General features: G+C 67.5%; 1 protein-coding gene. It reads right to left on the reverse strand.

The genetic code is table 11. From position 1 onward, the window contains the following. Positions 1 to 36: 36 nt before the first annotated feature. Positions 37 to 13,998 carry a non-ribosomal peptide synthase/polyketide synthase gene (locus KI241_RS10810; protein WP_212803670.1) on the reverse strand — a complete coding sequence of 4,654 codons (13,962 nt, stop codon included), beginning with the start codon at positions 13,996 to 13,998 and terminating at the stop codon, positions 37 to 39. Positions 13,999 to 14,031: the final 33 nt, after the last annotated feature.

The following is a 14,031-nucleotide window of genomic DNA, read 5'->3' on the forward strand; positions in this document are numbered from 1 at the left end:
TGGGGTCAGGCGATGACCCCGCGGGCGCTGCGCCACTCACTGGCTTTGGGAGTTCGGTTTGGTCTTGAGTTTGCCCAGCAACTTGTCCAGGGATTTCTGGTTCAGCGCCTTGGCCAGCGGGAAGTCCGAAGGCATCAGTGCGCCGGCTTGCGGGTCGAGGCAGTGTTCGACCAGTGCTTGCAGGTGTTCGAGCAAGCGGGCGGGCAAGCGACTGTCGGTGTCCGGCGTGACGCTGTGCCATTCGACACGCAACACACCGTCCTCCAGCCAGGCCACCACTTCGCGGGCGTGAGTCACCCGGTTCGCCGGCGCCACGTCTGGCGGTGGCGTCAGGCCGCTGGCGCGCAACCAGCCCGCCGGTGCCTGTTCATGCCCGAGGTAGTTGAACAGCACATCGCCGTGACCGGCCGGCAGTTGACCGCGTTGGCGCAACAGGCCGTAGCCAAGCCCTTGGCCCGGCACCGCGCGCAGCGCCTCCTTGGCCTGGCGCACCTGCTCGCCACGGGCGCCGCTGGCGCTGACCCGCAGCGGGAACAGCGTGGTGAACCAGCCGACGGTGCGGCCGACGTCCAGGCCGTCGAGGGGCGCATCGCGACCGTGGCGTTCGAGGTCCACGACGATGTCGCTGCGGCCGTTGGCCTCCGCCAGGGTGGCGGCCAGGGCGGCGATCAGCAGCTCTTCCGGTTGCGTGCGGTAGGCCGCCTGGGACTCGGTCAGCCATTGATGGGTGCGGGTCGCTTCCCAACGAGCCGACAGGGTCTGGCGCTCGGCGACTGTCGCCAGCGGCGCCGGGTTCGTGCCGACCTGGGTGCTCCAGTAGCGCTGTTCGCCGGTGACCTTGGCGGCGTGGGCGTGCAGTTGCTCGGACCACTGCCGGTAGGCGGTGGTTTTCGCCGGCAACGTCGGCGTCTCGCCGCGTTCCAGGGCTGCGTACAGCTGTTGGAAGTCTTCCAGCAGCGGGGTCCAGGACACGGCATCCACCACCAGGTGATGCGCCGCCAGGTACAGGCGTTGCGGCTCACCTTCCAGCAGCGCGGCGGCAAACAACGGGCCGTGTTGCAGGTCCAGACTTTGTGCGACCGCGGCCAGTTGATCGGCGTGAGTGCAGCAGGTCAGTTGTGCAGGCGCCACGGCGGCGATCTGCGCTTGCCATTGCACCTCGGGTTGCCCGGCGATCTGGCTGAAACGCAGGCGCAAGGCGTCGTGGTGCGCCACCAGCCGATCCAGTGCGGCCTGCACGAGGGCCGGTTCCAGGCGCCGGTCGCTGTCGGCCAGCACCGATTGGTTCCAGTGCGCGGGTTGCGGTTGCTGTTGGTCGAAGAACCACTGGTGCAACGGCATCAGCGGCATCGCGCCGGTGATCTCGCCCTGTTCGGCCTGGCTCAGCAGCGCGGTGGTCACTTGGGCCAGCGCCGCCGGGGTCGGCGAGCGGAACAGGTCGCGTGGGGTGAGCGAGTAGCCCTGCTCCCGCAAGCGGCTGATCAGCTTCAGGCCGAGAATCGAGTCACCGCCCAAGGCGAAGAAACTGTCTGTGGTGCCGACCTCACGGCCGCCGGTCAGGCTTTCCCCGAGCAGTTCGCCGAACAGTTGGCACAACAGGCTTTCCAGGGCGTTGCGCGGTGCGGCGTAGTCCTTTTGGGTTTGCGGCAACGGCAGGGCGGCGAGGGCCTTGCGGTCGATCTTGCCGTTGCTGTTGAGCGGCAGCGCCGGCACCTGGACCCACACCGCCGGCACCATGTAGGCCGGTAGCTCGGCGGCGAGCAGGTTGTCGAGGCCCGATTGCGCGGTGGCGCTGCTGTAGAACGCCACCAGGCGGTTGTCGATCACCAGGGTGCAGGCCGCGGTGATGGCCGGAAGGTTCAACAGCGCCGCGTCGATCTCACCCAGTTCGATACGCTGGCCACGCAGCTTGACCTGATGGTCGAGGCGCCCGAGGTATTCGATGTTGCCGTCGGCGAGGAAGCGGCAGCGGTCGCCGGTGCGGTACAGGCGATCACCGTCGATGAACGGGCTGGCCAGGAAACGCTCCTCGGTCAGGTCCGGGCGCTTGAGGTAACCGCGGGCCACGCCGACGCCACCGATGTACAGCTCGCCGATGCTGCCGATCGGCAACGGTTGCAGGGTTTCGTCAAGGATGTACAGGCGCAGGTTGGCGATGGGCTTGCCGATCGGCACGATCGTATCGTTCACCGAGCAGCGCCATACCGAGACGTCGATGGCCGCTTCGGTCGGGCCGTAGAGGTTGACCAGGGCCGCCGGGTGTTGGCCCATGAAGCTGCGTACCAGGTCCACCGGCAATGCTTCGCCGCTGGCGAACACCTGGCGCAGGCTGTGGCAGTCGGCCAGGCTTGGTTCTTCGACGAAGGCGCGCAGCATCGACGGCACGAAGTGCAGCGTGGTGACCTGTTCCTGCTGGATCAACCGGCTGAGGTAGGCCGGGTCGCGATGGCCGTCCGGACGGGCGACCACCAGGGTTGCGCCGGTGATCAGTGGCCAGAAGAACTCCCACACCGAGACGTCGAAGCTGTACGGGGTTTTCTGCAATACGCGGTCGTTCGGGCCAATCGGGAAGGCGTCCTGCATCCAGTACAGGCGGTTCATCAGGGCGCCGTGTTCGTTCATCACGCCTTTCGGCTGGCCGGTGGAGCCGGAGGTGTAGAGCACGTAGGCCAGGTCGTTGGCCTGCACGCTGATCGGTTCGAACGCAGGGGCCTCGGGCAGGGCGTCGAGGGTCCAGGCCGAATGCTCGGCCGGCAGTTTGGGCAGCCATTGGGCTTGGGTCAGGGTGACCTTGGCGTCGGCGTCCTCGATCAGGAACGCAAGGCGCGCGGCGGGCAGTTCCGGGTCCAGCGGCAGCCAGGCGGCGCCGGCGTGGACGATGCCGAGCAGGGCGACGACCATGTCCACGGAGCGCTCCATGCACACCGGGACGATGGTGTCGGCGCCGACGCCGGCTGCGCGCAGGGCACGGGCAACGGCTTGGGCGCGCAGGTCCAGTTCGGCGTAGCTCAGGCGTTGACCTTCGAACACCAGCGCCGGGGCGTTGGGGCTCAGGGCCGCTTGTTGGCTCAGGGCGGTGTGCAGGTCACGGGGGCCGCTGTAGTGACGCTCGGTGGCGTTCCAGCGGTCCAGTTGCTGCTGGTCCTGCTGCTGCGGGAACAGCTCGATCAGCGTGCGTGTCGGCGCCGCCACCCATGCATCCAGCAGCGCACACCATTGCGCGCTCCAGCGTTGCATCGTCGCTTCGTCGAACAGCGCTGCCTGGTACTCCAGCGCCAGCGTCATGTCGCTGCCGTCGTCCTGGACTTCCCAGCTCTGCTCGAACTTGGCGTCGATCACTGGCAAGGCCTGCTCTTCGACGTTCAGCCCTGGCCACTGGCGGCTGTCCACCCGACCGTAGTTGAGGGAGAACAGCACCTGGAACAGCGGCGTGCGGTTCAGGTCGCGGTGTTGGGCGACCGCGCCAACCAGGGTGGCGAAGGGCAGGTCGGCGTGCGCTTGGGCCGCGCGCAGGTCGGCTTCGAGGTTGGCGAGCAACTGTTCGGCCGGGGCACGCGGATCGACTTCGCTGCGGATCACCAGGGTGTTGACCAGGCAGGCGAGCAGCGCCTGGGATTGCGCCTGTTCACGCTGGTCGGCCGGGGTGCCGAGACGAATCTCGCGCTGGCCGCTATAACGCGCCAGCAGTGCACTCAGGGCCGCGGCCAGGACCACGTACGGGGTCGTGCCGCGCTGGCGGGCGAACTGGCGGATCGCCTCGGCCCGCTGGGCGCCGAGGCTGACGATCAGTTGGCGGGCTCGTCGATCCGCTTCGGCGCCACGAGGATGGTCCACAGGCAGGTCGAGTTGATAGTCGTCCTGGCCCAGGTGGTTTTTCCAGTAGTCCAGGCTGGCATTGCGTCGGGCCTGGGTGTCCGGGTGTTGTTGCCACAGGGCGAAGTCGACGTAGTCGATGTCCAGCGGCGCCCAGGTCGGCGATTGCCCTTCGAGACCGGCAGCGTAGGCCTGGGTCAGTTCATCGATGAGCAATTGCATGGCCCAGCCGTCGGTGGCGCTGTGGTGCAGGCAGACCAGCAGGAGATTCTCGTCGCTGCCCTGGCGTTGCAGCAGGTGCGCCCGCCAAGGCGCGGCGCGGGCCAGGTCGAACGGGCGCATCAACTCGGCCTGGGCCGTGGCGCCGGCGCCGGCCCAGTCTTGGGTGGTGACGGACGTGACCGTGAGCGCCGGCCCATGGTCGTCGATCAGCAGTTGCGGCTCGCCTTCGACCTCGACAATGCGGCTGCGCAGCACCAGGTGACGTTGGCTGACCTGTTCGAACGCTTCGCCCAGGACGCTGACCTGAAGCGCGCCGCGCAAGGTCAGGGCGAACGGCATGTGGTACTCGCGCGAATCCGGCACCAGGCGGCTGAGCAGCCAGAAGCGTTTTTGCGCCAGGCCCAACGGCAGTACGTCCGGACGTGGCTGCGGCGTGATCGACTCGCCTGGCAATGCGGCGCGCAGGTGTTCGGCCAGGGCCGCCACCGTGGGCTGGGCGAACACCAGTGCCAGGGGCAAGGCTACCCCAAGGCGCTCACGTACCCGGCTGACCAGGCGCGTGGCCAGCAGGGAGTGGCCGCCGAGCTGGAAGAAGTGATCGTCGACACTGACGCAGTCGCACGCCAGCACTTCGCTGAACACTTCGCAGAGCACGGCTTCGGTGGCGTTGCGCGGTGCCGTGTGAGGGCGTTCGCGCTGGCTTTGCGGCAACGGCAGGGCGGCCAGGGCCTTGCGGTCGAGTTTGCCGTTGCTGTTGAGCGGCAGGCGTTCGAGCTGAACGAAGAGGCCGGGCAACATGTGCGCGGGCAGGCTGGCGCCCAAGGCGCTGCGCAAGGCGGCTTCATCCGCGTCACCGCACCAGAAGCTCACCAGGCGTTGGTCGAGCAGCACGGTCGCGGCATCGCGAACGCCGTCCTGGGCCAGCAGCACCGAGTCGATCTCACCCAGCTCGATACGCTGGCCACGCAGCTTGACCTGATGGTCGAGGCGCCCGAGGTATTCGACGTTGCCGTCGGCGAGGAAGCGGCAGCGGTCGCCGGTGCGGTACAGGCGATCACCGTCGATGAACGGGCTGGCCAGGAAACGCTCCTTGGTCAGGTCCGGGCGCTTGAGGTAACCGCGGGCCACGCCGACGCCACCGATGTACAGCTCGCCGATGCTGCCGATCGGCAACGGTTGCAGGGTTTCGTCAAGGATGTACAGGCGCAGGTTGGCGATGGGCTTGCCGATCGGCACGATCGTATCGTTCACCGAGCAGCGCCACACCGAGACGTCGATGGCCGCTTCGGTCGGGCCGTAGAGGTTGACCAGCGCGGCCGGATGTTGGCCCATGAAGCGCCGCACCAGGTCCACCGGCAACGCTTCGCCGCTGGCGAACACCTGGCGCAGGCTGTGGCAGTCGGCCAGGCTCGGTTCCTCGACGAAGGCGCGCAGCATCGACGGCACGAAGTGCAGCGTGGTGACCTGTTCCTGCTGGATCAACCGGCTGAGGTAGGCCGGGTCGCGATGGCCGTCCGGACGGGCGACCACCAGGGTCGCGCCGGTGATCAGCGGCCAGAAGAACTCCCATACCGAGACGTCGAAGCTGTACGGGGTTTTCTGCAATACGCGGTCGTTCGGGCCAATCGGGAAGGCGTCCTGCATCCAGTACAGGCGGTTCATCAGGGCGCCGTGTTCGTTCATCACGCCTTTCGGCTGGCCGGTGGAGCCGGAGGTGTAGAGCACGTAGGCCAGGTCGTTGGCCTGCACGCTGATCGGTTCGAACGTAGGGGCCTCGGGCAGGGCATCGAGGGTCCAGGCCGAATGCCCGGCCGGCAGCTTCGGCAACCATTGGGCTTGGGTCAGGGTGACCTTGGCGTCGGCGTCCTCGATCAGGAACGCCAGGCGCGCGGCGGGCAGTTCCGGATCCAGCGGCAGCCAGGCGGCGCCGGCGTGGACGATGCCGAGCAGGGCGACGACCATGTCCACGGAACGCTCCATGCACACCGGCACGATGGTATCGGCGCCGATGCCGGCTGCGCGCAGGGCACGAGCAACGGCTTGGGCGCGCAGGTCCAGTTCGGCGTAGCTCAGGCGTTGGCCTTCGAACACCAGCGCCGGGGCGTTGGGGCTCAGGGCCGCTTGCTGGCTCAGGGCAGTGTGCAAGTCACGGGGGCCGCTGTAGTGACGCTCGGTGGCGTTCCACTCGACCAGTTGCCGTTGGCGCTCGGCCGTTGGCAGTGGCGACCAGTCGCCAAGACGGGTGCGGGGGGCTTCGAGCAGGGTCTCAAGCAACTGCTGCCACTGTTCCAGCCAGCGCCGGGCAGTGGTTTCGCTGAACAGCGCGGTGCGGTACTCCAGCAACACCGACAGCATTTCACCGTCGTGCACTTCCCAGTTCAGGTCGAACTTGGTCGCCTGGGCGCTCACCGCCCGTTCGCTGACCTGCAGCGGCGACCACGACTGGCTCGACGCCTCGGCGTTCTGCATGGCGAACAGCACTTGGAACAACGGCGTCTGGCCGAGGCTGCGGGCCGGCTTGAGGTGTTCGACGACCTGGTCGAACGGCACGTCCTGATGCTGCTGGGCGTCCAGCACGGTGCCGCGGACCTGATTCAGCAGGCCTTCGAAATCCAGGTTCGGGTCGAGGTCGGCACGCATCACCACGGTGTTGACGAAGCAACCGATCAGCGGTTGCAGCTCGGCGAACGGACGTTGGGCCACCGGGCTGCCGACCCGCACATCGCGCTGGTTGGCGTAGCGGCCCAGAAGCAACTGCGCCGCCGCGAGCATCAGCATGTACAGCGTGGCGCCGCGTTGCTGGGCGAATTGCCGCAGGCGACCGACCAGGGCCGGTGGCAGTTGCCATTGCACGGCGCCGGCCGCTGGGGCGAGTTGGTCGGGACGACCGTGCTCGGTGGGCAGGTCCAGCAGGTAATCACCGTCCTCCAGCTGGTTGCGCCAGTAGTTCAGCTGGCTGCTGAACGCGGCCTGCTGAGCGGGCTCGCGTTGCCAGAGCGCGTAGTCGGGGTATTGCAGCGCCAGGTCCGGCAATGTGGCGCGGGTGCCCTGGCCATGGGCGCTGTAGCAGCGGCCCAGCTCATCCAGCAGGTTCTGGCTGGAGGCATCATCGGTGGCGCAGTGATGCACGCTGAGCAGCAACAACGACTGGGCACGGCGGCTGCGTTGCAGCAGCGTGGCGCGGATCGGTTGTTCGCGGGCGAGGTCGAAACGGCGCCCGGTCTCGGTGTGGACGGCGGCGTCGGTCAACTGCTGCCAGTGAGTGTCGTCGGTCGCGTCCAGGGTGCTGACGCCCAAGGTGAGGTTGGCCTGGGGGTCGATGACCAGTGCCAACTCGCCGTCGTCGGCGCGCACGATGCGGCTGCGCAGGATTTCGTGACGCTGGGCCACTTGCTCAAGGGCTGCTTGCAGGGCGCGCGTGTCGAGTTCGCCGTCCAGTTGCACGGCGCTGACCACGTTGTACTCGCCACCGCCGGCACTCAATTGTTCAAGGAACCACAGGCGCTGTTGTTCGAACGACAGCGGCAGGCGTGCCGGGCGAGGCGCCGGTTGGAATGTCGCGGCGGGTGCTTGCAACGGGTCGTCCAGCAGCGCGGCCAGGGCTTGGAGGGTCGGGTGCTCGAACACCGCGCGCAGCGGCGGCACCGTGGCGAACTGTTGGCGCAGGCGGGCAAACAGCGCCGCCGCCAGCAGCGAATGGCCGCCGAGGTAGAAGAAGTGGCTGTCGCGACCGATCTGGGCCGCCGGCACGTTGAGCAGTTCCGACCACAGCGCGGCGAGTTGCTGTTCGGCGGCGCTGCGGGGCGGATCGAGGGCGTCCGGGGCGGCCTGGATGTCCGGTGCCGGCAAGGCCTTGCGGTTGAGCTTGCCGTTGTCGGTCAGCGGCAGTTCATCCAGCAGCACGAACGCCGAAGGCACCATGTAGTCGGGCAGGGCGGCGCCGAGGGTCTTGCGCCAGGCATGGATGTCGGCCTGTTCGTCACAGGTCACGTAGGCCACCAGGCGCTTGTCGCCGGGCACGTCCTCGCGGGCCAGCACCACGGCCTGGCGCACGCCCGGCTGGGCGCCGATCAGGGTTTCGATTTCCCCCAGTTCGACGCGGAAGCCACGGATCTTGACCTGGTGATCCATGCGTCCCAGGTATTCGAGCTGGCCGTCGGGCAACCAGCGCACCAGGTCGCCGGACTTGTACATCCGGGCGCCTTCGACCGGCGAGAACGGGTCGTCGATGAACACCTTGGCGGTCTGCTCGGCGCGGTTGAGGTAGCCCAGGGTCACGCCGGCGCCGCCGATGTGCAGTTCGCCCGGTACGCCCACCGGCATCGGGTTGAGAAACCCATCGAGGACGTAGGTGCGCACGTTGGCAATCGGCCGGCCAATGATCGGGCGCTGGGGGAAATCATCGACCGCACAACCGGTGGCGTCCACGGTGCATTCGGTCGGGCCGTAGGTGTTGAAGAAGCGGCTGCCGGCAATCGATGGCAGGCGTTGCCACAGTTGCGCGTCCACCGCGTCGCCGCCGAACAGCACGAAGCGCGGCAGGTACACCTCGCCACGGCGCACGCCGTCGCTTTCGAGCAGGGCCTTGAGTTGGGCCGGAGTGCATTCGAAAGCGTCCAGGCGGGTTTCGGCGAAGAACTGCGCCAGCGCCTGTGGGTCGTAGCGCACGTCTTCCGGGGTCAGGTACAGGCTGTGGCCGTCGAGCAGCAGGATGAGCTCGGCCACCGAACTGTCGAAGGCGAACGAGTAGTTGAAGCTGGTGCGCATCGGCTGGTCGGTGTAGCGGCGATACAGGCCATGGATGCGCGCCCAGGCCAGGTTGACCACCGAGCCGTTGGTGACCAGGGTGCCCTTGGGCTTACCGGTCGAGCCAGAGGTGTACATGATGTAGGCCAGGTCGTTCGGCCCGGCGAGCGCCGGCAGGTTGTCGTCCGGCAGGTCGGCCAAGTGTGCCGCGTCGCTGTCCAGGCGCAGGCGGGGCAGGTCGGCGCCCAACTGCTCCAACAGCCCTTTTTGGCCGAGGAACAGCGCCGGTTGCGCGTCTTCGAGCATGTACGCCAGGCGATCCACCGGGTAGGTCGGGTCCAGCGGCACGTAGGCGCCGCCGGCCTTGAGGATGCCCAGCAGGCCGACCAACAGGTCCAACGAGCGCTCGACACACAGCGCCACCGGACGATTGGCGACCACGCCACGGCTGCGCAGGTAATGGGCCAACTGGTTGGCTCGACGGTTCAGCTCGTCGTAGCTCAGGCGGCGGCCCTCGAAGCACAGTGCATCGCGCTCCGGGGTCCGCTCGGCCTGTTGTTCGAACAGTTGGGCGAAGGTCAGGTGGCTGGGCACCTGCATCTCGGTCCTGTTCCACTCCACCACGGTGCGTTGCCATTCCGCATCCATCAACAGCGGCAAGGCCGCCACCGGGCGTTGCGGCTCGGCGAGCATGTGTTCGAGCAGGTGCTCAAGGCGGGCGAGGGTCTGGCGGGCGCTGTCGGCGGTGAACAGGTCAAGGGCGAACATCAGCTCCAGCTGGATCGGCGCATTGGCCGGGCACAGCACGTGCAAGTCCAGGTCGCATTCCGAGTGCCGCAGCGGCGTGTCCAGCGCTTCGAATTCCAGCCCGGGGAAGCGCAGCCGCGATTCCATGGCCAACTGTTGCGCCACCATCACCTGATACAACGGCGCGTGGCTGAGGCTGCGGGGCAGTTGCAGGCTGTCCACCAGTTGCTCGAAAGGCAGGTCTTGGTGTTGCAGGCCACTGCGCAGGCGTTCGGCCACTTGTTTGACCAGGGCGGTGAAGTCTGCCTGGGGGGTAAAGTCGGCCCGGATCGCCAGGTTGTTCAGCAGGATGCCGAGCAGGCCTTCGGTGCCCGGTTGCTCGCGATGGGTCACCGGGGTGCCGACCAGCACCGTGGCATCGCCGCTCAGGCGGTGCATCAGCACGGCGAAACCGGCGAACAACACCGTGAACGGCGTGGTGCCCAGGCGGCTGGCAAAGGCTTGTACCCGGTCACTGAGGTCGGTGGTCAGTTCACGCTGAACGATCCCGGCGCGGTAGCTTTGCACCGACGGCCGTGGATGGTCGGTCGGCAGCGCCAGCAACGGGCTGCCTTCGCTGTCGCGCCGATCCAGGGTGGTGGTCCAGTAGTCGAGCTGGCGCTTGAGTTCGGCGCCTTGCAGGTGTTCGCGCTGCCAGAGGGCGAAGTCGGCGTATTGCAGCGCCAGGGCTGGCAGTTGGGCGGCGCCGCCGTTGCAGCGGGCTTCATAACCCAGGGCCAGTTCGCGCAGGGCGATGGTGGCCGACCAGGCGTCCGACACCAGGTGATGCAGGGCGATGCCCAGTACGTGTTCCTGCGGCGCCAGGCGTAGCAGGCGTGCGCGCAGCAGCGGCGGGGTGGCCAGGTCGAACGGCTGCTCGAAGGTGTCTTGCAGGGCCGTGAACTGCGCGCCCTCGCGCGCCGTGGTGGAAAGTCCGGAAAGGTCGTCGAAGGGCAGGGCGATGGTCAGCGACGGGCTGATGCATTGGCTCGGCACGCCGTCGCGGCTGTCGATGCCGGTGCGCAGGATTTCATGGCGCGCCAGCAGGTCATTCAAGCTGGCGTGCAGGGCCTCGACATTGAGCGCGCCCTTGAGGTGCAGGGCGAACGGGATGTTGAACAGCGTCGTGCCCGGGGTCAGTTGTTCGATGAACCACAGGCGTTGCTGCGAGAACGACAGCGGCAGCAAGGCCGGGCGCGGTCGGGCGGTCGGCGCCGCGAGGGCGGTGGCCTGCGGCGCGGCGGCGTCGGCCTGGCGTGCGGCGATGGCGTCGGCCAGCAGGGCCACGGTCGGTTGTTCGAAGAGCGTGCGCAGCGGCAGCTCCAGTTTGAAGTGGCTGCGCAGCCGCGCGACGATCTGGGTCGCCAGCAGCGAGTGGCCGCCGAGGGTGAAGAAGTTGTCCTCCACGCCAATGCTGTCGCGCCCCAGGACCTCGGCCCAGATGGCGGCCACGGCGCTTTCCAGCGCGTTGCGCGGGGCGATGCTTTGCCGGGTGTCGACCTGCCAGTCCAGCTCCCGGGCGGCCAGGGCCTTGCGGTCGACCTTGCCGTTGTTGTTCAGCGGCAGGCGTTCCAGGCAGACGAACGCCGCCGGCACCATGTACGGCGGCAACTGCGCCCGCAGGTGGTCGCTCAGCCCATCGCTGCCCAGGGTGTCGTCATGGGCCGACCAGTACGCCACCAGCCAGGCTTCGCCCGCGGTGTTTTCCCGCAGCAGCACGGCGGCTTCGCGCACGTTGGCATGCTGGGCGAGGCGGTGTTCGATTTCGGTCAGTTCGATCCGGTGGCCGCGCAGTTTTACCTGCTGGTCGCGTCGGCCGAGGTATTCGATCACCCCGTCGGCACGCCAGCGTCCCAGGTCACCGGTGCGGTACACGCGAGCGTTGAGTGATGGGTGGTCGATGAAGGCATCGGCGGTGCGCTTAGGGTCGTGCAGGTAGCCGCGGCCGACACCGACGCCACCGACGCAGATCTCCCCGGCCACGCCGACCGGCACCGGGCGCAGGCTTTCGTCCAGCACATACAGGCGGTTGTTGGCGGTCGGCTGGCCGATGGGCATGTGGCTGACGTTGGCATCGGGTGCGGCAAAGATCGGCTGGAACGCCACGTCGTCGGCGCACTCGGCCGGCCCGTAGGCGTTCATCAGGGCAATGTCGGGGAAGCGCGCGAACCAGTCCCGGGCCACGGTGGGCGGCAGGGCTTCACCGGTGGGCAGGACCCAGCGCAGGTCGGGCAGTTGCAGGTCGCACGGGCACAGGGCGAGCAAGGTGCGCATCAGGCTCGGGACGATTTCCAGCACGCTCAGGCGCTCGCTGGCGAGCACGTGCAGCAGGCGCTGCGGGTCGTGGGCGATTTCGTCCGCAAGGATGTGCACGGTGGCACCGAGCACCGGGGCGGCGAGGAACTGCCACACCGAAATGTCGAACGCCACCGAGGCGGTCTGGGGAATCCGGTCCTCGGCACCCAGCCCCAGGGCCGGGACCTTGCCGAAGATGTTGTTGAGCATGCCGCGCTGTTCGATCATCACGCCCTTTGGCGTACCGGTCGAACCCGAGGTGAACAGCACGTAGGCCAGGCTCTGCGGACGACCGAGCAGGGGCAGCGGCGCGTCGTTGCAGGATTTCCAGCAGGCTTCGGCGAACAACGCCGCAGGGGGTTGGTCGAGGCCACTGAGCAAGGGCTCGAGCAAGCCGCCGGCCGCTTCGCTGACCACCAGCAACGGCGCGCGGGCCAGGCCGAGGATTTCCCGCAGGCGCTCGGGCGGGTGGTTGACTTCCAACGGCAGCATGGCGGCGCCGGCCTTGAACACGGCGATCATCATGGTCAGGAGTGCCAGGCCACGGGGAGCGACCAGGGCGACCAGTTGATCTTCTCCGGCACCGGCGTCGCGCAAGGCGTGGGCCAGGCGGGTGGAGCGCCGGTCCAGCTCGGCATAGGTCAGCGACTCGTCGTCACAGCGCGCGACAACCTGATCACCGCGCTGGGCGACCTGGGCGGCGAACAACTGGGCGTAGCTCTGGTCGAGGGGGAAGTCGTGTGGGTTGACCGCCCAATCGCCCAGCAATTGCTGGCGTTCTTCGACGGCGAGCAGTTCAAAGCTGCCCAGGGGCGCGTCCGGCGCCGCCAGCATGCCTTCGACCAGGCTGGCGATATGCCCGAGCAGGCGTTGCACGGTAGACGCTTCGAAGCGTTCGCGGTCATAGGACACGCGGATGCCCAGTTGCTCGCCGGGCAGGATCACCACGGTCAGGCCGTAGTGGGTGTGCACGCTGTGGTCCATGCCTTCAAGGCTGAACTGGAAGCCGCCCTCGAGGATTTGCTCGTCGATGGGCGCGTTTTCAAACACCAGGATGCTGTCGAACAGGGTTTCGCCGCGAGGGAAATCGCTCCAGCCCTGGATGTCGGTCAACGGCGTGTGCTCGAAGTCGCGCATGTCGACGTTGAGCCCCTGCAGGGCACCCAGCCAATCGCCAAGGGTAGCGTTCGGGTCAACCGAGACCCGCAGCGGCAGGGTGTTGATGAACAGGCCGATCATTTCCGCCACGCCGGTCAGGTCCGCCGGACGGCCGGCCACGGTGACGCCGAAGACCACGTCCTGCTGCCCGCTGTAGCGCGACAGCAGCAACGACCAGACGCCCTGGAAAAACGTGTTCGGGGTGATCCGGCGGCTGCGGCAGAATGCGGCCAGCGCCTGGGTCTGCGTGGCGCTGAGGTGAATCAGTTGATCGTCTACCAGCACCGCGTCGGTGTAGCGGTCGCGGGCCACGCCGTTGTCCACGGTCAATGGCGTGGGCGCATTGAGGCCTTGCAGTTGGCCACGCCAGAACTGTTCGGCCTTGCTCGCGTCCTGGCGTTGCAGCCATTGGATGTAGTCGCGAAACGGCCGCGGGCTTTTCAGTTCAGGAGTGCGGTCGTTGCACAGCGCTTCGTAGACCTTGAGGAAGTCCACCGTCACCAGGGAAATGCACCAGGCGTCCATCAGGATGTGGTGGAAGCTGCGAATGAATTCGTACGACTCGTCGGCCAGGCGCACCAGGCGGAAGCGAATCAGCGGTGGCTTCGACAGGTTGAAGCCGACTTTCTGCTCGTCTTCGAGCAGGGTGCGGATGCGTGCCTCCTGTTCGTGAGGGGCGAGGCCGCGCAGGTCGAGGGTATCCAGGGGCACCTTGACCTCGCGGTGGATCACCTGCACCGGTTGCTTCTGGCTTTTCCATTGGAAACTGGCGCGCAGGGACGGGTGCAGCGCCACCACCTGGCGCCACGATTCGAGAAACAGGGCTTCGTCGATGGCCCCGCCGATGCGGTAGCGATCCTGCATCAGATAGACACCGGAGTCTTCGTGGAGCAGGGAATGGAACAGCATCCCCTGTTGCAGCGGCGACAGCGGGTAGATGTCTTCGATCGGGTTGCCGGTGGTCTTTGCGGTGGTCATTGAAAGCGTCCTGCGTAAAAAGGGGCGACGGTG

The organism is Pseudomonas sp. Cab53 (genome assembly GCF_018325965.1).
Taxonomy (GTDB): domain Bacteria; phylum Pseudomonadota; class Gammaproteobacteria; order Pseudomonadales; family Pseudomonadaceae; genus Aquipseudomonas; species Aquipseudomonas chlororaphis_E.